Origin of the sequence: Nitratireductor kimnyeongensis (assembly GCF_019891395.1) — a bacterium.
Taxonomy (GTDB): domain Bacteria; phylum Pseudomonadota; class Alphaproteobacteria; order Rhizobiales; family Rhizobiaceae; genus Nitratireductor; species Nitratireductor kimnyeongensis.
In genome coordinates this window covers 732357-751653 of record NZ_CP078143.1, presented here as the reverse complement: position 1 = coordinate 751653, position 19297 = coordinate 732357, and the positions used below count along the sequence as shown (strand labels likewise).

Genomic DNA, 19297 nt, shown 5'->3' with positions numbered 1-19297 from the left:
CTACCGGATCGACTGGGTAACGGTTGCGGCCATTTCGTCAGCCGCGCGGATGACTTTTGAATTCATCTCATAAGCGCGTTGAGCGGATATGAGCTCGGTGATTTCCTTCACCGGGTCGACGTTGGAACCTTCGAGATAGCCCTGTTCGATGACGGCAAAGCCGGGATCTCCCGGAACGCCCTGGATGGCGGCACCAGAAGCAGGGGTCTCGCGGAAGAGATTGTCACCAATCGGGTCGAGGCCTGCTTCATTGGCAAAGTTTGCAAGGGTCAGTTGCCCCAGATCCTGGAGCTCTGCCTGGCCGTCAATTCTCGCAAAAACCTGTCCTGTCTTGTTGATCACCACCTCTACCGCGTCCTCGGGGATAATGATCGCCGGATTTACATTGTAGCCCTGCGTGGTGACGAGCTGACCGGTGGCATTGGTGTTGAACGAGCCCGCACGGGTGTAGAGTGGCTCCCCGTCAGTGCCTTCAATCTCGAACCAGCCTTTACCGACCAGCGCGACATCCAGCTTGTTGCCGGTGTTGTTCATCGGACCCTGGATATGCAGGTTGCGTACTGCTGCAGCCTTGACGCCCAAACCGACATTTGCGCCTTCGGGAATGATGGCCTGGTTGGCGCGGCTGGGCACGCCCTGCATGCGCTCTGTCTGATAGAGCAGATCAGAAAACTCGGCCCGGGCGCGCTTGAACCCGGTCGTGTTGATATTGGCGATGTTGTTGGCAATCACTTCGAGATTGAGCTGTTGGGCGCTCATACCGGTCGCGGCAATCGACAGGGCTTTCATCAATCAGGCTCCTCAGATGGCCATTCGGCTGATGTCGAGATAGGCGGTGACAAGCTTGTCACGAACGGCAATCGCCGCCTGTAGCGCCTGTTCGGCACTCATGACCGCATCCACCACTTCCCGGGTTTCTGCTTCGCCTTGCAGCGCCTGGATGGAGACGCCTTCAGCATGGTTCAATTTCGCCACCGTATCCGCCGCCGCTTGCCCCAGCATCGCGCTGAAAGCCTCTCCGGTTTCGGAGGTGGGGGCTTGACGAGCCGGCTGGAGACCGGTGGCTTGCGTCAATGTCGAAGGGGCAATGCTGCCCACGGGAGGAATCATGACTGGCTCCGCATCAGATCAATGGTCATGGAAATGAGTTCGCGCGCCTGTTTGATGACTTGCAGGTTCGCTTCGTAGCCGCGGTTGGCCTCGCGCATGTCGGCCATCTCTATCAAGACGTTGACATTCGGCACCTTTACGTAGCCGCGCTCGTCCGCTGCCTCGTGGCCGGGATTGAACTCGAGCGTGAATTCGGTGGGATCACGGGCGATCGACCCGACCTCGACAACGCTGCCGCCGATATTGCGGTCCAGTTCGGCAACGAAGCTGATGGTCTTGCGGCGGTAGGGATCTCCGCCAGGAATGTCGCTTGTGGATTTGGCGTTCGCCAGATTTTCGGAAACCACCTGCATGCGCTCGGACTGAGCCTGCAAACCGGATGCGGCGACTTTCAGAGAAGCGGAAAGGGGGTCCACGGCTTATCCTCTCGACGTGTTCATCAACATGCGGTGGAAGGCCTTGACGATGGCCGTGTTCAGCTCGAAGGAGCGGCGAACCTCACCTGCATTGGACAGTTCATCCTCCATCTTCACCGTGTTTTCAGACGGCAGAACGGACGGATCGTCGGTGCTGTCCACCGAAAAGGAGGCGTTGGTCGCCCCGAATTGCAGATGGTTTGGATTGGTGCTGGTCAAGGCCACGCGCGAACCATTCAAGACATTCTCGAAAGGTTCCACCTCAAGGGCCTTGTAGCCGGGCGTGTTGATGTTGGCGACATTGCTGGCCACCGTCGTCTGGCGAACGGAAAGCCACTTCGCCTGCTGGGTGGCAAGATCAAACAGGTTGACGGGCTGCATCAGGCAAGTCTCTCGGTCTATGCAAACATCCTGATGGCACTTTAGGCAGCCAGTCTTGTGTGGGCCTTACGTCCCGTCTTCTGCAGAAACTTTGACCACCAGCTCACGCGACGTGACCATTTCCCAGTGACCGTCTTTCCAGACAATCTGAGAGACGCGGCTGCCATCGGGTAGACGAGAGCCGCGTTGGACGAGCCAATATCCATCCTCGTCTTCGATCATGGCGCGTCCGCCCACCACATGCACGAGGCGAAAGCTTGGTTCATCGCCGGGAAAGGGCTGGTCTTCCAACGCTTCGGTTGGCGTATGGTCGACAGTTCCGGTGGACGTATAATCGACCTGCGGCAAGGGAATGATCTGCGATGGAATGCGCGCACCGACCAAGGCGGGGAGCGCCTCGCGCGAAGGCCCCTGGGGAGAGGGGCGCCCCGCGAAGGTCATGGGGCGAACGCCGAACTGTTCCTGATTGAAAAAAATGTACCAGGGAAACATAGCGCAAACTGCGGCGAGCCCGATACCCCCGACCATGATCATCCAGTCGCTGCGGCTGCTGCTTGGCTTGTGGAGCGGCGCGGCCTTTTGAAGACGGCGGGGAAGAAATGCGGATTTTCGGGAAGACGGGGGTGCCTCGACTGCAGGCGCAGCGGTCGGGTTCGGTTCGGTCCGCCTCCCATCCGGAAGTTCGAGACTGGCCAGTTTCAACGTCATTGTACCGGTTCTCCGGCTTTCAATTTCATCGCCAGATCCGCGAAAGGATCAGTTGAACGCGGATCGTTCGGCGATTGTGTGAGGGCATCGTAGATGAGCGGTATCTGGCGCACGGCCTGATCGAGATCGGCATCGTTTCCGGGTTGATAGGCGCCGAGGAGACGAATGTCGCGGGTGTCCTCGAAGCGGGCGATCATCGCGCGCAACCGTGTTACCAACCGCTTTTCGTCGGGTTTCCACGCACGTTCGGCAAGGCGTGAGATGGAGGCCAAGGGATTGACCGGCGGAAAGCGTCCCTGTTCGGCAATGGCGCGGTCGAGTACCACATGGCCGTCGAGAATACCGCGCACGGCATCGGCAACCGGGTCGTTGTGATCGTCTCCGTCCACAAGCACAGACAGGATTGCTGTGATGGAGCCGCGGCCGGTTTCCCCGGGGCCGGCGCGTTCGAGCAGGCGCGGTAGTTCAGTGAACACCGAGGCAGGATAACCGCGTGCCACGGGAGGTTCTCCGGCGCCAATTGCCACTTCGCGCAATGCATGGGCAAAGCGCGTGATAGAATCCACGATGAGAAGAACCTTGTCACCGCGGTCACGGAAATATTCAGCGACGCTCATGGCGGTATCTGGTGCGCGACGGCGCATCATGGCGCTTTCGTCGCTGGTGGCGACCACAGCCACCGATTTGGTCATGCCTTGGGGCCCGATTGTGTCCTCGAGGAACTCTCGGACCTCGCGGCCGCGCTCACCCACCAGTGCTATGACCACCGTGTCAAACGCATCCGCGTTGGCGAGCATGGACAGGAGCGTCGATTTGCCGACGCCGGAACCGGCAAAGACGCCGAGCCTCTGTCCATGGCAAAGGGGGGTGAAGATGTCGATGACACGAACACCTGTACGAAATGCTTCAGAGACCCGGTGTCGTTGCATGGCCGGTGGCGTGACGGGGGCGGCACTGGTGGTGGAAGGTGCCCCGGTGGGAGCAGGCTTTCCATCCGCGGGTCGACCAAGCGCATCGATGACACGACCGCGCCATGATGGGGACGGCGCAAGACCGAGTTGACCGCGATTGAAAACGGCTTCCCCGAGCCCCACCGCGCCTGCTGCCTCGAAGGGAGCAACGAGCACGCTATCCTGCGCGATGCGTACAACCTCCCCGGCACCGGCAATGCCACCCCTACGATCCTGCCTCGAAACCACATCACCAAGCTTGGCCGTGTCCGAAAGGCCGCGCACGCTGTAATGGGTCGGTGAAACCTCGCTGACACGACCGCCATGCCGGACGAGGAACCGCTGATCGCCCGCTATTCGTCGGTAAGCCTCTTCAAGCGCGGTCAGCACGGTTTCTCTAGGGGGAACAGCAGAGATTGCAGGCTCTGTCACAGTTTCACTCATGCGCCCAGAAGCTTTATGGCATCCTTGAGCGCGGTATCGCTATCGCTCATCAACGCCGAAACATGCTCGAAGGTGCGCTGCACTTCGATAAGGTTCATCATTTCAAGAACCGGATTGACATTGGCTTCTTCCACGAAACCCTGGGCGACGCCGACATCCGGCTGATCGATGACAGGTTGGGCATCATTGGCGACGAAGCCCGAATTGCCGAAGCGTGCGTAATCCTGAGACGGAGCGAATGCGTAGAGACCGATAGCACCGACCAGTTGGCCGTTTTGTCGAAGCGTGCCGTCTGCGCTTGCCTCGGGCGGGCCGCCGAGGGGATCGAGCAGCAACGGGGCTCCGCCGGCATCCAAGACTGGGTGCCCGTCGAGGCTGACCAACTCACCGGTGTCGCGCATGGTGAAGCGGCCGTCCTTGGTGACGACGGTGCCGGCCGGCGTATCGAGTGCGAACCAGGCGTCGCCCTGTACGGCGAAATCGAACGGGTTTTTGGTCTCACGCAATCCGCCGGCGTGGGTGGCAATGTTGGGTGTGCCGGGGGCAGCAAACGAGACCGAATCCGGACCGTCGCCGTTGACCATGTCGCGGAAATTCACCGATGTGGCACGAAAACCGACAGTGCCGGCATTCGCGACGTTGTCGGCCAGTGTTCCAAGGCGCTTCTCGAGCGCCACCTGGGAGGACAGGGCCACATAGAGTCCGGTCTGCATAGGGTCTCTTACCTCTTCAACTGCGCGATGGTGAAAAGCATATCTGTGGAGATCCCGAATTCGGCGGGCTGGCTGAACAGCGCGGCGATGGAGGTCTGCTGAGAGCTGGTAGGGTTCTCGAGTTCCCACATCGTGGTGAAGCGCTTTAGAAAGTCCTCCAGTTTTTCGGGATCGCGAAAGTCCTCGATGTCGATGCGTTCCTTGATCATCTCGACCTGCTTGTCGATGTCGGCCTGGGCAAGTGCGGCGGGGAAACCAAGCGCTGTGCGCACCACCTCGGCGATCGCCTTGTCGGCCAGCAGCTCGTAGTAGGACTGAAATTCGGGAGCCTTGCGTTGGAAGTAGAGCGCGAGCCGTACCCCCTCGTTCTCCTGGCCCGCATCCTCTTCAAGTGTCTGGCGTACATAACGCTCAACCGCCAGGTTGTTGGCGATGTTGTAGGTCGTTGCATCCTCGCCGTAGCGCGCGAAATTGAAGGCTTCCGCAAGTGCCTTGTAACGTTTGTCGTCGGTCTGGTTCGCGGGGCTATCGGGATCGTCGATGCCGCCTTCCAGGACCGAACGAAGAAATTTGAGGTCGATCACCTCGTCCGGATCGAAGTCGTTCGCGAGCAAAGCGAATGACAGAATTTCCTGATCGTTCAGCAGATCATCCACGGATTTGATGTCGGGGATCTTCGCCAGGTAATTGTTGATGCTGCCGATGAGAGCCGGATCATTGGGAGATGCGCCGTTCTTGAGTGCGCGGGTGAGGTATTTGTCCACCGTCCCCTTTTGCGCGGGATTGTAGTTGGTGGTGTCGACGCCGCCCGCCGCAAAATTGTAGGTGCGGGCGAATTCGACATAACGCTTATCTGTGAGCTTGTTCGCGAAGCTTTCGGGATCGCTGATGCCTTCTTCCAGCACTTTGACCATGAAGGCCTTGGCATAAGCCATGTCGTCGAGCCCGTGTGCCTTCATGGCATATTGAAAGAGGCGATCATCGTTGACGAATTCCTCGATGGAGGTCACTCGACCGATGTTCTCCTGATAATATTCGGTCTCTCGCTGCACCATCGGCTGCGACTGCACACGCTCCAGCGAACGCGACAGGTCGCGGTTGATGAGGTTGTAGCTCGTGAAGGTGTTGATCAAGGCGTGCCCTCCGCCATCTTCGGTTGCGCAACCCTAATCCGCCTATCTTGCGCGAGGCTTTCGCAGCCTCTTCAGGTATTCAAGCCTCACGCAAGCCACGGCGGATACACAGGGGAAAAGGCCTAGAAAAGATGGCGGTGTAGATGGGTATTCTGATCGGACTGGTGGTAACGCTCGGCTGCGTGATCGGCGGCTACATGGCGATGGGTGGGCATGTGGATGTGCTCTTCCAGCCGTGGGAATTCGTGATCATCTGCGGGGCGGCGTTCGGAACCTTCCTTGTCGCCAACCCGATGTCGACCGTGAAGGATGCGGGCAAGGCCTGCATCGAGGCTTTCAAGGGTTCGGTGCCGAAAGAGACCGAGTATCTGGAAACACTCGGCGTTTTGCATAGTCTGATGCGGGAGTTGCGCACCAAATCGCGTAGCGAGGTTGAGGCGCATATCGACAATCCCGAAGAATCCGCAATTTTCCAGACCTATCCGACGATCCTCAAGAACAAGGACCTCACCAATTTCATTTGCGACTATTGCCGCATCATCATCATTGGCAATGCGCGTCCTTTCGAAATCGAGGCGCTGATGGATGAGGAAATCCAAACCATCCGGCGCGACAAACTCAAATCCTACAACGCACTCGTGGCGGTTTCCGAAGGACTTCCTGCGCTGGGCATCGTGGCCGCCGTTCTCGGCGTGATCAAGGCCATGGGGGCGATCAACGAATCTCCTGAAATCCTTGGTGGTCTGGTTGGCGCGGCTCTGGTGGGGACCTTCCTTGGAATCTTCATGTCCTATGCGGTGGTCGGTCCGATCGCGACCAAGATCAAGATTGTTCGCGAGAAGAAGAACCGGCTTTACGTGATCGTGAAACAGACGTTGCTTGCGTACATGAACGGTTCGCTGCCGCAGGTGGCGCTTGAGTTTGGTCGCAAGACCATTTCCGCATACGACCGACCGACCATCGATGCTGTCGAGCAAAGCACCATGAATGCCGGCGGTGGTGAGAAACAGGCCGCATGATGCAGCAGGATCAACGGAGTTATGGCCGATCATGGCGCTGACGGATGACCCAGAACTGATGCGTGCCCTTGTCGTCGAGCGACTTGTGGGCGCTACCGGCGATCCGCGAAAGGTGGTTGAGGCCGCGCGTTCCTGCGCAGCCCGTGCCTTGCCGCGTGTCATGGACAGTCTGGAAGAAAAGTTGCCCACGCCGATCACGGTCGATCTGGTAGACGTCGAAATCGTCCGGCTTGCCGATCTAAAGCCACAAGCGGACTGCTGTGATGCGCTGGTGGTTGTTCCTGGAGATGCATCCGGTGACGCACTTACCATGCGGCTTGATCCTATGGCGATCTCCCATCTCGTGGGCGCAATGTTCGGAGGCAATCCTGACTTGCCTGCGGTTCCACTCCAGCGTCCGCCTTCGGCTATTGAACGCGATGTGGCAGCGCATGCCTTCGATATTTTTGCCAGGGCCTTGAATGGGAAGGGCGCCCGTTCGCTCGGATTGCGCTTGCAGATGCCGACGGTGTTGGCCGGCCCTGATTTCAAACGCTTCGTGGTGCGGGACGGTCCGGGTGTTCGCATAAGATTTGCCATTGGCGGAGAAAACCAGAGTGGTTTTCTCACCGCATGGATGCCCCAGCGACTTCTGCTTGAGGTTCGCGATCCTGAAGCAGAAGACACGCGCCAGAACAGTGTCAAAGCGGCGGACTGGCACAATCGCTTCAGCGACGAGGTCATGCGTTCGAACGTGCGCCTGAAGGCGACAATTCCGGTGATGCGCATGGCGCTCGGCCAACTCGCGTCGCTTCATGAAGGTCAGGTGATCGAGTTTGGCGATGGTGCTCAACCCGAGGCACGGCTCGCAGTACGCGACAAGACCGTTTTCACGTGTGATTTCGGGAAAGCCGGACATCACTACACAGTGCGGATCAAACAACCCTTCGACGCCCGCAAGGATGTCGTCGAAGGCCTTCTGGCACAATGATGTGCCGGAAAGGCGGTGAAGGAGAATGACGATGACAAATGCCGAGCCGGAGCCGCAGGAACACGGCGAGGAAGAGCTCAACAAGGCGATTGAGGAATTGAAGGACGTGCTCCACGAGGAGAATCCCGGCGGTGGTGAGCGAGCCGACTCTTTCTCGGGAAATCCCGATCTGGTGATGAGCATTCCCGTTGAGGTTCAGATCGTTCTCGGCAGCGCCGAGATGCCGGTGTCGCAACTCATGGCCCTGAAAAAGGGGTCGACAGTGTCGCTCAATCGACGCGTCGGCGAGCCGGTCGAGATCGTCGTGAACGGCAGGCGTATCGCGCGGGGTGAGATTACGTTGGTCGATGACGACCCGTCTCGTTTCGGGGTGAAGCTCACGGAAATCGCCGGCAAGGCATCCGTCGAGTAAATGCATAGCGAATAGCGGTTAGGAAGGTCGGTTCGATCATGACAGAGGCTCTTGCTCTGACACAGGCACAGAAGGCGGCCACCATTCTCGTGGCGATGGGCAAGCCTTCGGCAGGTCGTCTACTAAAGTTCTTTAAACAGGACGAGCTCAAGGCGCTCATGGAAGGCGCCCGCATGTTGCGGACGATTCCGCAGGCGGAGCTGGAGAAAGTGGTCAGCGAATTCGAAAGCGAGTTCACCGAGGGAGCCGGGCTTCTCGATTCAGCCGACAGCATTGACACGATTTTGAATGAAACCCTCTCCGAAGAGGAGATGGACCTGCTTATGGGGCGCAATGCGCCGGCGGTCAGCGAAGCCGAAGAGGTCTGGGCCGAACTTGAAAAGCTTCCTGCGGAGGAATTGATTGAACTTATCTCCGCCGAGCATCCGCAAGTCATCGCAACCATTTTGGGTGGCATCGCTCCATCAATCGCCGCGAAAGTGCTGGTAAGCCTGGACAAGAGCCTACGCACATCGGTCATCAGCCGGATGGCGGCGACGGGGGAGATGCCCACGCAGGCAAAGAAGCTTATCGAGAACCGCATGAGCGAACTTCTGCGCAATATGCGCGCCGGCAAGGATTCTGCAGTCGGTCTGGCGCGTGTGGCATCGCTCCTTAACGAGCTCGACAAGGAGCAGGCCGATGAGGTCATTCACGAACTGGAACTCACCGGCACCAGCGATGTGAAAGCGATCCGCTCCCAGCTGTTCTCCTTCGAGGAGATTGTGTTGCTTGATCAGAAAGCACGCGTGGCGCTGTTCGACGGCTTGTCGAGTGAACTGGTCACGCTGGCGCTTCGCAACGCTCCGGAAGCCACTGTCGAAGCGGTCCTGTCGGCGCTCGGCCAGCGCACACGCCGCATGATCGAGGCAGAACTCAGCACCGGTTCGGAGGACGTGCCAGAGGCCGATATCATGCAGGCTCGCAGGCGCATTTCCGCAAGTGCGGTTCAGCTCGCACAGCAGGGCAGTTTTGTCCTCCCAAGCATGCAGCAGCAGGAAGCCGCCTGACGCTTTCATGAGGGAGAAAGCCGGTTCGCGGACTCGCGCGCCGGATCACTGTATCTGCAATCGCTTGAGCGAAGGTCCTGATGGCGGAAGGTGCCGACAAGGAAAGCAAGACCGAAGAGGCAACGGAAAAGAAGATCCGTGACTCCATCGACAAGGGGCAGTTGCCCTTTTCCAAGGAAGTGCCTGTTTTCGCGTCTTTTCTTGCCATACTGACCTTCACAATTTTTTTCGCGCAGGACAGCGCGATACGCCTCGGCAGCTTTCTTTCTATTTTTCTGGAACGGGCGGACGGTTGGTCGCTGGAAACGCGCTCTGATGCGATGGCGATCTACCAGCTTGTGTTTCTGGAGATCGCGAAGGTTGTCGGGGTCGTTATGGCTCTTCTTGTAACGGCTGGTGTTGCTGCTTCAGTCTTTCAGAACACACCGCGATTTGTCCTTGATCGGGTTAAGCCGAAGCTTTCGCGCATCTCACTGAAAGAGGGCTGGAGCCGGATTTTCGGCGCCAAGGGTTTTGTGGAGTTCGCAAAATCGTTGGGAAAGATCATTGTTGCCGGCGGCTTTCTCATTTTGGCGATGCGCGAGGCCGAGACGCGATTGCTCGCCGGCATGATCACCAATCCTGTCGAATTCACCTCGATCATTCGCGATATTGCAGTTCAGTGTCTTGTCGTTGTGACACTTGTGGTAGCAGTCATCGCGGTTGCCGACCTCTTTTGGTCTCGTCACCAGTGGCGTGTGGATCTGCGCATGACCAAGCAGGAAGTCAAGGACGAGCACAAGCAGACTGAAGGTGACCCCATCGTCAAGGCGCGCCTGCGGTCGCTCGCGCGTGACAGAGCGCGCCAGCGCATGATGTCGGCAGTGCCGCAGGCGACACTTGTCATTGCCAACCCGACCCATTTTGCCATCGCATTGCGATATCGCCGCGACGACGACGCGGCACCCGTGGTGGTGGCGAAGGGGCAAGATCTTATCGCGCTCCGGATCAGGGAAATTGCAACCGAGCACGGCATTCCAGTGTTCGAAGAGCCGGTGCTCGCGCGCTCCATGTACAAACAAGTTTCGATTGATAGTTTGATTCCGTCGCAGTTTTACAAAGCTGTCGCGGAGTTGATCCGTCGCATCTACAGAACCGGTGAGAGACCGTAGTCAGCAGGGATACACTATGGATAAGCAGCCGCATTCGCCTGCTCGCGAAATCATCGTTGCCAACGCCATACGCGCGGTGGCGAACGAGTTGCGTCTGATCGACGTGGCCGACTATATCGCGTTCATTCGGCTGGAGAGCTTGGCAAGCGTGGCTGATATCGTTGAGTCTGCTGCTGAACTCTATTTCATGCCGGGTACGCTGCGTCTGGGGCACGGCTGTGACGCCCATGTGACATGGAGCGGAAGCCCGCGCATTTCGCTCGATCTGGAATTGCGCCCGCAGGGCGCCACGGTCTATTTCACCTTGGAACTCAGCGCAGACAATGCCGGGGTCGAGGTCAATTACGTGGCCTTTGACAATCCGTCCGATGATCCTGAGGTGAATTCGCGCTACCTGGCGAAAGCCCTGCAGGCTTCGCGCATCGTGCGCAGCGAAAGGCCGCTCATTAACGGGTGATCCGGACTTGCAGGCCGGCGTCGCCGCAGGGAAATTGGCGACTAGTCGATCAATCCCCTGCGAAGTGCCTTGGCAACTGCGTGAACGCGGTTGACCGCGTTGAGCTTTTGCGTCGTGTTCGCCAGATATTGGTTGGCAGTATGTACCGATAGCCCCAGGCGCTTTGCGATTTCCTCGCTGGTCAGTCCGTTGGCGGTCAGTTTCAAACACTGAAGTTCGCGTGTGGAAATGGTCGGGCTTGCGTTTTCCGCGGGATGCGGGTCTCGTTCGACAAGCTGTGCGAAAAGAACGTGACACTGACTATGAAGGTCGAACAGGATATCCCGGTCCACACTGATGTTCTGGCCGAGAATGAAAATCGCCCCATGATTCCGCTGATCCGTGGCGAGCGGCAGGATCAGGCAACTTCCCTCATCCAGTGGAGAGACTTCCTCCCAGTGCATCCCCGAAGACGTCTCAGGCATTGCAATCCCCCAGGACAGGGGGTGGAAGGTTTCAGAGAGCTTGTCTGCAAAGCGCTTGGGTAATCGACTTGCAAACTCGACGCTTGCGCCTTTTTTTTCGGGGAGATGCCCTGTCATACAGGGGATCAATTTGGGTTTTGAGACGCCTTGGACCAGATAAAGATGAAATCGGTCAGCGCCGATGCTTTCGCTGAGCTCCTGTAGCTCGACTGCGATGTCCGAAAGCATCCCTGACATACCGATCTATATAAGTCCGTTGCGAATGGCCGTAGCAATCGCCATAGCGCGGTTCTTGGCCGCCAGCTTGTGGATCGCGTGGGCGACATAACTGTTCACCGTGTTCGATGACACGTTGATGATAAGCGAGACCTCATCGGCTGTTTTCCCTTCAGAAACCCAATGGAGGCATTCCCGCTCCCGCTCGGAGAGCGGCTCGCCCGCCGGGTTCGCTTTGGTCTTGTAGCCTGAGAGGAGATGACACAGCCCCATCTGCAATCGACGCAGCTCGGCGAGATCGAGCGCGTCCGTCTGATTGGTGGATATCAGCGCGATGTAGCGCTTTTTGCCTGAGGGGAGTTTGAGAAGGAAAACCTCTTGCTGTTGATGAAGCGAAAGGTTCGCGATCTCATCGCAAGCCAGGAGCGCAGAAAGTGCTAGCGGATGCCATCCGCGCGGCATCGTACCCGGAAAGGTTGAAATGGAGCTTTCGACAAGCCGGGTGATTGCCGTTAGTCCCACATCCTCGATCGTGTCGAAGGTCCAGTTGGACACAAGAATACTTGCCATACCCGTCGTGCTGTCTGGTGCAGCTTCCGCAATCAGGTAGGAGATAGGTTCGCCAGACTGGCAATAGTTGCGTGCAAGGTTGGAGAGATCGCGCCGCGATACGGCCTTGGATAGCCTTGCAGGGCGTTTCTCGCGTGTCTCAGTCGCCATTCGGTGTCACCGCAAATCCGCACCTTCAAAGACCGGTGCCAAGGGTTTCGCGGATACGCAATACGAGGCCCGCTGAATGCCCGTTCCATAAAAATTTCATGGCGAAAAGGCCGGCAGTTTCAGAGCCGATCATTCCATTACGAGCAGCACAAGAGGGGAGATCCAGAGTGGAGGTTCGGAAGCCCCAGTAACCTCACTATGGTTAGGTAAGCTTTCGATTCGGGTCAAGAAATCCTGCGCGCGCATCAAGCGTGTCAAATATGAAGGAATGAGCGACCCTCTTCCGTAAAAAGATGCATCTTTTCAGGGGCTGCAGTGATGCGGAGACGCTCGCCTTTGGTATATTTCTGTATGCCTGCCACTTTCACGACGATTGCGTCATCCACATCTTTCACGTGCAGGTAAACATTGGTGACTTCACCCAGTCGCTCGACGAAGTGCACGTCGCCTTCGAAAAGGAAGTTTTCTCCATCGGCGATTCGCAGGTCTTCGGGGCGAACGCCGAAATGGCACCGGGTGCCAGAGAGCGTTTCGGGGGAGGGAATGGGAATCATGGTCTCCCGTCCACCAAGGCTGATAAGGGTGTTGTGACCGGTTCTTTCGACCCGGGCCGGCTGGATGTTCATGGCGGGTGAGCCGATGAAACGGGCGACGAACAGGTTGGCTGGCTTTTCATAGAGCTCAATTGGTGCTCCCACCTGCTCGATATGACCCGAGGACAGGACCACAATCCGGTCGGCGAGCGTCATCGCTTCCACCTGATCATGGGTGACATAGATCATTGTCGTTTCGGGCATGGAGCTTTTCAGCTTGGCAATCTCTATTCGTGTCGCCACGCGAAGAGCCGCATCGAGATTGGACAAGGGTTCATCGAACAGGAACACTTTCGGATTGCGGACGATGGCCCGACCGATCGCCACGCGTTGGCGTTGACCGCCCGAAAGCGCCTTGGGCAGGCGATTAAGATACGGAGTCAGCTGGAGAATTTCCGCGGCGGCCTGTACACGCTTGTCGATCTCCTCTTTCGGGGCTTTGGCAATCTTCATGCCGAAGGCCATATTGTCGTAGACCGTCATATGCGGATAAAGCGCGTAGGACTGGAACACCATAGCGATGCCGCGCTGGGAAGGTGGGATGTCGTTGACCCGTTCACCACCGATGAACATGTCTCCGCCGGTGATGTTTTCCAGACCGGCGATCATGCGCAGCAGGGTGGACTTGCCGCAGCCCGACGGACCGACGAAAACGATGAACTCGCCATCCTCGATCTTGAGATCGATCCCGTGTATGACCTTCGTAGCGCCATAGCTTTTTTGAATGTTCTTCAGATCGAGCGCCGTCATTGTGCCACTCCCCGGCTGCCGAACCAGCATCCATATGGCGGCAATTTCAACAGGTTGTTCTCCATCACGCCGTCGGCCTCGGCGTCTTCCATGGTCGCATAGGCTTCCAGATCCAGTGAAATCTCGACGGGATGACCGGTCATGTTGATGGCAACGATGATCGTGTGCGCCGCCATTGAGCGCTCGAACAGAAGGACGTCGGGCCCTGCGTTCCTGAACGTTATGTCGCCCTTGGCGAACACCGGATGCCGCGCGCGGAAGGCGAGCGCTTTGCGGTAATGGGTGAGGAGGGAGCCCGGCCTGTCCTGGGCAGAGACCGCCAGATGCAGATGCTCCGGTGGAACAGGAAGCCATGGTTTTACGCCCGAGAACCCGGCATTAACCTGTGTTTCCGACCACACCATCGGCGTTCGGCAGCCATCGCGCCCCTTGAAGGTCGGCCAAAACTGGATGCCATATGGATCCTGCAGGTCCTTGAAGTCGAGCACCGCTTCCGTGAGGCCCAATTCTTCTCCCTGATAGAGACAGACAGAACCGCGCAGCGACAGAAGCAGCGTTGTCGTCATCTTGAGGAAGGCTTCGCGGTCATGCACCTGGTCGGCCCAACGCGAGGCGTGGCGCACCACATCATGGTTGGAAAAGCTCCAGCATGACCAGCCATCCGGCGCTTTTTGCTCGAAGGCCTCGATGACCTCGCGAACGCGTTTTGGTGTCAGTGGCTCCTGCGATAGAAAATCGAAGGAATAGCACATGTGCACCTTGTCGTTGCCGCTTGTGTATCGGGCGACGATGTCGAGCCCGCGCTGGGCATCTCCCACCTCGCCGACGGCCGTAGTGCCGGGATACTCATCGAGCAGGGCGCGGAAGCGCTTCAGGAATTGGAGGTTCTCGGGCTGGTTCTTGTCATAGAGATGATCCTGGTAATTGTAGGGATTGACCGCTGGGGCGATGGATGCGTTGCGGTGTTCCTGTTTGAGCGGCGGGTTGTCTTCCAGTCCGGCCGAATGAACGTAGAAATTGATCGTGTCGAGACGAAAGCCATCGACGCCGCGCTCAAGCCAGAAGCGGACCGTATCGAGCAGGGCATCCTGAACATCGGGGTTGTGAAAGTTCAGATCCGGCTGGCTCGCCAGAAAATTGTGCAGGTAGTATTGGCAACGGCTCGTATCCCACTGCCAGGCCGAGCCGCCGAAGATTGACAGCCAGTTGTTCGGCGGGCTGCCATCGGGTTTTGGATCGGCCCAGACATACCAGTCGGCGCGCGTATTGGTGCGGTTTTGCCGGCTTTCCATGAACCATGGATGCTGATCGGAAGAGTGGGAAATGACCTGATCTATGATGACCTTGAGGCCGAGCCGGTGAGCTTCGGTGATCATGGCATCGAAATCGGCCAGCGTGCCGAACATCGGATCGACGTCCTTGTAGTCGGAAACGTCATATCCGAAGTCGAGCATGGGGGATTTGAAGAAAGGCGAGATCCAGATCGCGTCTACACCGAGGGAGGCGATGTAGGGCAGGCGCTGGGTGATGCCTTTAAGGTCGCCGATCCCGTCGCCATTGGAATCCTGAAAGGAACGCGGATAGATCTGGTAAATCACCGCGCCGCGCCACCAGTCGCCGTCTTTCGCGTGGCGGCTCATGGCTCCGGGGGCATGTTCGAAGGGAACATCGTGCAGGACATTCATGGGAGTGGTCAGCCTCCTTTGACGGACCCGGCGAGAAGGCCGCGGACCAGGTATCGTTGCAGTGCGAAGAAAACGAGAATGGGCACCACGATGGCCACAAAGGCCGAGGCGGTAAGTATCTCCCAATTGCCGCCACGAGACCCCAGCAATTCGCGTAGACGTCCCGTCAGCACCAGTTGCTCTTCGTTATTGCCGAGGAAGACAGTGGCGACGAGCAGATCGTTCCAGACCCAGAGGAACTGGAAGATGGCGAATGATGCCAGTGCAGGAAACGAAAGAGGCAAGATGATCTTGCGGAAGATCTCGAAGTCCGACGCGCCGTCGACGCGCGCGCTCTCGATGATTTCGCGCGGCAGGCCAGCCATGTAATTGCGCAGGAGATAGATGGCCAGGGGCAGCCCGAAGCCGGTGTGCGCAAGCCAGATGCCAATGAACGACTTGCCGATGCCAATCGTGTTGTAGAGGCGCAGGAGCGGGATGAGTGACATTTGAAGCGGCACGACAAGGAGGCCGACGATGGCGGCGAGCAGAAGTGCTCGGCCGGGAAACTCCATCCAGGCAAGTGCATAAGCTGCATAGGCGGCGATCAGGATGGGGATGACTGTGGCCGGAATGGTTACGGTCATCGTGTTGATGAAGCTTTTTCCAAGGCCTTCCGAGAACAGCACGTTCTCATAATTCTCGGTGGTGAATCTTGGCGGCTCCACTGTGCTCACGAAGATGCGATGACCGCGCCCGGGCTCGGGTTTTTCCGAGTAAGCAATCATATAGTTGCCATCGGCGTCGACGGTGAGCATTCCGCCGTCGCGCAACTCCGCATTTTCTCCGACGGCAAAGACAGAGGGTTCGCGCGAGGAAATGCCAAAGCCGGTGACCTCGCCGCTGTTGCCCTCGAATACATTCCCTGTAAGCATATACCGGCCGTCCTGAAGTGTTGCTTCCTCCGGCGGGGCTGAACGCGCGACGAGGTTGCGTTCGGATGCGGTCAGAGCTGTCCACCAGCCGCTCACGGCCAATTGGTCTTTGTCGCGCAAGGACGAAACCAGAATGCCGAAGGTGGGAAGGGTCCAAAGGGCCACGAGGAGGATCACGGAAATATTGACCACCCATGCGAGCGCGGGCCGGGAGCCAACGGGCGTGCTCATTTCATGTCCTTTCGTGCTTCACGGATGTTCCAGATCATGATGGGCGTGACCATCGCCATGATCACCAGCGCAATGGTGGAGGCACGGCCGAAATCGAGGCCGCGGAACATCCAGTCGAACATGTAATTGGCAAGAACCTGGCTGCCCCATTGACCGTTGGTCATGGCGAGCACGATATCGAAGACTTTGAGGACCAGAATGGTGATGGTGGTCCAGACCACGGCGATGGTGCCCCAGATCTGCGGGACCTTTATCTTGTAGAAAATCTGGAAGGGTGAGGCGCCGTCGATGATGGCCGCCTCGATGGTTTCTTCGGGAATGCCGCGCAGCGCGGCTGAGAGAATGACCATGGCAAATCCCGTCTGGATCCAGATCAGGATGATCATCAGGAAGAAATTGTTCCAGAAGGGGATGGTAATCCAGGCCTGCGGCTCGCCGCCGAAAAATGTGACGATGGCGTTGAGAATGCCGATCTGTTCAGACCCTTCGGCGCGGTAATCATAGATGAATTTCCAGATCACGCTGGCGCCGACGAAGGAAATCGCCATGGGCATGAAGATCAGGCTTTTGGCGACATTTCCCCAACTGATCCGATCGGTCAGGGCGGCGGCAATGAGGCCGAAGAAGGTGGCCGCAGCCGGCACCACAAAGAGCCACAAAAGATTGTTGCGCATGCTCTCGCGGAAGGCCGCGTCCTTTGCCAGCCAGGCATAATTGTCACCGCCAACCCAATGTTCTCCGCTTGGTCCGTAGAAGGACAGGACGACCGAATTGACCACCGGGTAGACCAGATAGATTCCCAGAATGATGACGGCTGGTCCGAGAAAAAGCCATGGCCGGATGCCATTGGCTGCATTGATGTTTTCGGCCACGCGGCGTCCGCGTGGCGGATAAACCATGTCCAGCAATCGGTTGGAGCCCCAGAAATAGCCAAAACAGGCGGCCACGCCGAGCACCATGACCAACACCGCCTGGACCAGCTTGATATCGGGAAGAACCATGTCGAGAACGGTAAAGACGGCCACCGCGCACAGCACCGCAAAGACGATGCCTGCCACCATGATGCCCAGTGCGATCACGAGGTTCAGCAAAAATGCACCAGGGCCGGGTGACCCGTCAGTGGGGCCTGTTTGGGTAGAGGAGATTGCCATGACTGCCTCCCGAGGCGCCTGCTGGGTTTGGCCGGTCCCGCCGCTGTTTGGCGCGGCGGGACGGTCAGTGCGTGTGCCTATTTGATGGCGTCCCATTCCTTCTGGATGTCGGTGGCGACATCTTCGGCGGATTTACCGCCGACATAATCGATCATACCCGTCCAGAATGCGCCGGCGCCGATCTTGCCCGGCATCAAGTCGGACCCGTCGAAACGGAAAGTCGTAGCGCTAGTTAGGATTTCCCCCTGTTTGCGGAGCGAATCATTGGAATAGGCTTCGACATTGACCCCCTTGTGGGGTGTCAGAAATCCGCTTTGTGCCATCCAGAGTTCGTGTGCGACGGGTGTCTTTAGGAATTCTATGAAGGCGCGTGCCACTTCAGAATCCTTGGTGATCGCAAAGACCGTTCCTGCACCGAGCAGGGGCGTTCCCAGATCTTTCTCCGCATAGGCGGGCAGATAGAAGAAGTCCGCATCGCGGCCGAGTTCAGTGCCTTCGGGGAAAAAGGATGGGATGAAGGATGCCTGCCGGTGCATGTAACATTTCGGCGGCACGGCGAAGAGACCCTTGGGGCTGTCGCGGAAGTCGGTTGAAGCAACGGCGCCCGCGCCGCCATCAACATAGTCGTCATTGCGGGCAAACGCGCCGAATTCCTCTATCGCGGCGATGACACGTTCATCGTTGAAGGGGATTTCGTTGCGCACCCACTGGTCGTAGACTTCCGGCGATTGGGTGCGCAGCATCATGTCTTCCACCCAGTCGGTTGCCGGCCAACCGGTTGCACCACCCGAACCGAGCCCGATGCACCAGGGAGTTTCACCATCAGCGACGATCTGCTCGGAAAGCGCCTTCAGCTCTTCCATGGTTTGCGGCACTTCATATCCGGCATCTTCAAAGTTTTCCGGAATGTACCAGACGAGCGACTTTACATCGGCCTTGTACGGAAACGCGAAAAACGCAGCCGCTCCGTCGTTGCCCTTGTATGTTCCAAGGTCAACCCAGGACTGGCCCGCCGCGTAATTGTCCTTCATCCACTCGGCGGTATCGTTGCCAAGCGGTGCGAGGAGGCCTTTGGAAGCGAGGTCGGCCGCTAGGCCGGGCTGCGGAAAAATCGCAATGTTCGGCGCGCTTCCAGCCTGTGTGTCGATCACGATCTGCTGTTCGAAGGAGTCGGATCCGGAATAGTTCACCGTTGCACCCGTGGCTTCCTCAAAGAAGGCGGTGATCGATTCAAACAGATCTTTGTCGGCGCTCAGCCACGGGCCGAAGATGCTTAGTTCCAGACCGGAAAAATCATGTTCTGCCTGGAAATCCTCGAAGCTTTTCCAGTTGAAGCGGGCATCCTCGCCCGGGGCGAATTTCAGGTCGGCGGCGTGAGCAGTGGTGCCGGCGAGCGCCAGTGCGAGCGCGCCGACAATCATGGACGTTTTCATGGTTCCTCCACTTTGCGGCACAGGGCCGCTCCTCCTCGGGTTTTGCATGTCCGTCGCAATGACAACGTTCTAAACGAAATTCAAAGCGCTTTGGATAAAGGTAGCATCAGTCTGCGGTGTTTCAGAGTCAAGGGGCTGAGTAGATTGCTGGAGAAAAATGGCTGGAAACGCAGAAATTTCCTCTAATTTGTTCAATGTCGCCATTTCGAATCTCAAAGGCCTTGATC

Annotated in this window: 21 protein-coding genes; 6 read left to right on the top strand and 15 right to left on the bottom strand. The window is 58.0% G+C overall.

Features of this window, described 5'->3' with window-relative positions; all coding sequences use genetic code 11:
* The 8 genes from flgG to KW403_RS03500 all read right to left on the bottom strand — a co-directional run bounded on the left by flgG (position 1) and on the right by KW403_RS03500 (position 5855).
* A complete protein-coding gene (gene flgG, locus KW403_RS03535; protein ID WP_223021379.1) occupies positions 1-789 on the bottom strand; it encodes a flagellar basal-body rod protein FlgG in 789 nt (262 codons plus the stop codon).
* 12 nt (positions 790-801) lie between these two features.
* The gene (gene fliE / locus KW403_RS03530) at positions 802-1110 is read right to left on the bottom strand and encodes a flagellar hook-basal body complex protein FliE (protein ID WP_223021378.1); all 309 of its coding nucleotides are present in this window, start codon (positions 1108-1110) and stop codon (positions 802-804) included.
* The gene (gene flgC, locus KW403_RS03525) at positions 1107-1526 is read right to left on the bottom strand and encodes a flagellar basal body rod protein FlgC (protein WP_223021377.1); all 420 of its coding nucleotides are present in this window, start codon (positions 1524-1526) and stop codon (positions 1107-1109) included. The genes fliE and flgC overlap by 4 nt, the downstream gene beginning before the upstream one ends.
* Positions 1527-1529: 3 nt before the next feature.
* A complete protein-coding gene (gene flgB / locus KW403_RS03520; protein WP_223021376.1) occupies positions 1530-1907 on the bottom strand; it encodes a flagellar basal body rod protein FlgB in 378 nt (125 codons plus the stop codon).
* Between the two features lie 66 nt (positions 1908-1973).
* A complete protein-coding gene (locus tag KW403_RS03515) occupies positions 1974-2615 on the bottom strand; it encodes a hypothetical protein (RefSeq protein WP_223021375.1) in 642 nt (213 codons plus the stop codon).
* A complete protein-coding gene (gene fliI, locus KW403_RS03510) occupies positions 2612-4009 on the bottom strand; it encodes a flagellar protein export ATPase FliI (RefSeq protein ID WP_223021374.1) in 1398 nt (465 codons plus the stop codon). The genes KW403_RS03515 and fliI overlap by 4 nt, the downstream gene beginning before the upstream one ends.
* Complete coding sequence (gene flgF, locus KW403_RS03505) at positions 4006-4722, bottom strand: flagellar basal-body rod protein FlgF (RefSeq protein WP_223021373.1); 717 nt, start codon at positions 4720-4722, stop codon at positions 4006-4008. Before flgF ends, fliI begins: the two co-directional genes overlap by 4 nt.
* Positions 4723-4730: 8 nt before the next feature.
* Positions 4731-5855: a DUF1217 domain-containing protein gene (locus KW403_RS03500; protein ID WP_223021372.1), complete on the bottom strand. Its 1125-nt coding sequence runs from the start codon at positions 5853-5855 to the stop codon at positions 4731-4733.
* A 143-nt stretch (positions 5856-5998) separates the two neighbouring features.
* On the opposite strand from KW403_RS03500, the gene motA reads away from it, so the two are divergent.
* The 6 genes from motA to KW403_RS03470 all read left to right on the top strand — a co-directional run bounded on the left by motA (position 5999) and on the right by KW403_RS03470 (position 10913).
* Positions 5999-6874 (top strand): flagellar motor stator protein MotA, encoded by an 876-nt coding sequence (gene motA, locus KW403_RS03495; RefSeq protein WP_223021371.1) that lies wholly within the window; start codon positions 5999-6001, stop codon positions 6872-6874.
* 31 nt (positions 6875-6905) lie between these two features.
* Complete coding sequence (locus tag KW403_RS03490) at positions 6906-7844, top strand: FliM/FliN family flagellar motor switch protein (protein ID WP_223021370.1); 939 nt, start codon at positions 6906-6908, stop codon at positions 7842-7844.
* Positions 7845-7869: 25 nt separating this feature from the next.
* Positions 7870-8256 (top strand): flagellar motor switch protein FliN, encoded by a 387-nt coding sequence (fliN, locus tag KW403_RS03485; RefSeq protein ID WP_223021369.1) that lies wholly within the window; start codon positions 7870-7872, stop codon positions 8254-8256.
* A 38-nt stretch (positions 8257-8294) separates the two neighbouring features.
* Positions 8295-9305: a FliG C-terminal domain-containing protein gene (locus KW403_RS03480; protein WP_223021368.1), complete on the top strand. Its 1011-nt coding sequence runs from the start codon at positions 8295-8297 to the stop codon at positions 9303-9305.
* Between the two features lie 80 nt (positions 9306-9385).
* Positions 9386-10456 carry a flagellar biosynthesis protein FlhB gene (gene flhB / locus KW403_RS03475; RefSeq protein ID WP_223021367.1) on the top strand — a complete coding sequence of 357 codons (1071 nt, stop codon included), beginning with the start codon at positions 9386-9388 and terminating at the stop codon, positions 10454-10456.
* A 16-nt stretch (positions 10457-10472) separates the two neighbouring features.
* On the top strand, positions 10473-10913 hold the full coding sequence (locus tag KW403_RS03470) for a hypothetical protein (protein WP_223021366.1): 441 nt from the start codon (positions 10473-10475) through the stop codon (positions 10911-10913).
* A 41-nt stretch (positions 10914-10954) separates the two neighbouring features.
* On the opposite strand, the gene KW403_RS19320 is transcribed toward KW403_RS03470, so the two are convergent.
* From KW403_RS19320 to KW403_RS03435, 7 genes are all read right to left on the bottom strand, one after another.
* Positions 10955-11377, bottom strand: a complete 423-nt coding sequence (locus KW403_RS19320; protein ID WP_246637878.1) for a helix-turn-helix domain-containing protein — start codon at positions 11375-11377, stop codon at positions 10955-10957.
* A 243-nt stretch (positions 11378-11620) separates the two neighbouring features.
* Complete coding sequence (locus KW403_RS03460; protein ID WP_223021364.1) at positions 11621-12313, bottom strand: helix-turn-helix transcriptional regulator; 693 nt, start codon at positions 12311-12313, stop codon at positions 11621-11623.
* Between the two features lie 254 nt (positions 12314-12567).
* Positions 12568-13656: an ABC transporter ATP-binding protein gene (locus KW403_RS03455; protein ID WP_223021363.1), complete on the bottom strand. Its 1089-nt coding sequence runs from the start codon at positions 13654-13656 to the stop codon at positions 12568-12570.
* Complete coding sequence (bglA, locus tag KW403_RS03450; protein ID WP_378596583.1) at positions 13653-15341, bottom strand: beta-galactosidase BglA; 1689 nt, start codon at positions 15339-15341, stop codon at positions 13653-13655. The genes KW403_RS03455 and bglA overlap by 4 nt, the downstream gene beginning before the upstream one ends.
* Positions 15342-15349: 8 nt before the next feature.
* A complete protein-coding gene (locus KW403_RS03445; RefSeq protein ID WP_223021362.1) occupies positions 15350-16486 on the bottom strand; it encodes a carbohydrate ABC transporter permease in 1137 nt (378 codons plus the stop codon).
* Complete coding sequence (locus KW403_RS03440) at positions 16483-17487, bottom strand: carbohydrate ABC transporter permease (RefSeq protein WP_223022429.1); 1005 nt, start codon at positions 17485-17487, stop codon at positions 16483-16485. The genes KW403_RS03445 and KW403_RS03440 overlap by 4 nt, the downstream gene beginning before the upstream one ends.
* Positions 17488-17714: 227 nt before the next feature.
* Positions 17715-19070, bottom strand: coding sequence for an ABC transporter substrate-binding protein (locus tag KW403_RS03435; RefSeq protein WP_223021361.1), 1356 nt, complete (start codon positions 19068-19070; stop codon positions 17715-17717).
* Between the last annotated feature and the right edge of the window lie 227 nt (positions 19071-19297).

What these genes read in the sequence shown, in the direction of transcription:
- flgG (WP_223021379.1), bottom strand. Translation starts at nt 789, where the DNA reads ATGAAAGCCCTGTCGATTGCCGCGACCGGTATGAGCGCCCAACAGCTC.
- fliE (WP_223021378.1), bottom strand. Translation starts at nt 1,110, where the DNA reads ATGATTCCTCCCGTGGGCAGCATTGCCCCTTCGACATTGACGCAAGCC.
- flgB (WP_223021376.1), bottom strand. Translation starts at nt 1,907, where the DNA reads ATGCAGCCCGTCAACCTGTTTGATCTTGCCACCCAGCAGGCGAAGTGG.
- KW403_RS03515 (WP_223021375.1), bottom strand. Translation starts at nt 2,615, where the DNA reads ATGACGTTGAAACTGGCCAGTCTCGAACTTCCGGATGGGAGGCGGACC.
- fliI (WP_223021374.1), bottom strand. Translation starts at nt 4,009, where the DNA reads ATGAGTGAAACTGTGACAGAGCCTGCAATCTCTGCTGTTCCCCCTAGA.
- flgF (WP_223021373.1), bottom strand. Translation starts at nt 4,722, where the DNA reads ATGCAGACCGGACTCTATGTGGCCCTGTCCTCCCAGGTGGCGCTCGAG.
- motA (WP_223021371.1), top strand. Translation starts at nt 5,999, where the DNA reads ATGGGTATTCTGATCGGACTGGTGGTAACGCTCGGCTGCGTGATCGGC.
- KW403_RS03490 (WP_223021370.1), top strand. Translation starts at nt 6,906, where the DNA reads ATGGCGCTGACGGATGACCCAGAACTGATGCGTGCCCTTGTCGTCGAG.
- fliN (WP_223021369.1), top strand. Translation starts at nt 7,870, where the DNA reads ATGACGATGACAAATGCCGAGCCGGAGCCGCAGGAACACGGCGAGGAA.
- KW403_RS03480 (WP_223021368.1), top strand. Translation starts at nt 8,295, where the DNA reads ATGACAGAGGCTCTTGCTCTGACACAGGCACAGAAGGCGGCCACCATT.
- flhB (WP_223021367.1), top strand. Translation starts at nt 9,386, where the DNA reads ATGGCGGAAGGTGCCGACAAGGAAAGCAAGACCGAAGAGGCAACGGAA.
- KW403_RS03470 (WP_223021366.1), top strand. Translation starts at nt 10,473, where the DNA reads ATGGATAAGCAGCCGCATTCGCCTGCTCGCGAAATCATCGTTGCCAAC.
- KW403_RS19320 (WP_246637878.1), bottom strand. Translation starts at nt 11,377, where the DNA reads ATGCCTGAGACGTCTTCGGGGATGCACTGGGAGGAAGTCTCTCCACTG.
- KW403_RS03460 (WP_223021364.1), bottom strand. Translation starts at nt 12,313, where the DNA reads ATGGCGACTGAGACACGCGAGAAACGCCCTGCAAGGCTATCCAAGGCC.
- KW403_RS03455 (WP_223021363.1), bottom strand. Translation starts at nt 13,656, where the DNA reads ATGACGGCGCTCGATCTGAAGAACATTCAAAAAAGCTATGGCGCTACG.
- bglA (WP_378596583.1), bottom strand. Translation starts at nt 15,341, where the DNA reads ATGAATGTCCTGCACGATGTTCCCTTCGAACATGCCCCCGGAGCCATG.
- KW403_RS03445 (WP_223021362.1), bottom strand. Translation starts at nt 16,486, where the DNA reads ATGAGCACGCCCGTTGGCTCCCGGCCCGCGCTCGCATGGGTGGTCAAT.
- KW403_RS03440 (WP_223022429.1), bottom strand. Translation starts at nt 17,487, where the DNA reads ATGGTTCTTCCCGATATCAAGCTGGTCCAGGCGGTGTTGGTCATGGTG.
- KW403_RS03435 (WP_223021361.1), bottom strand. Translation starts at nt 19,070, where the DNA reads ATGAAAACGTCCATGATTGTCGGCGCGCTCGCACTGGCGCTCGCCGGC.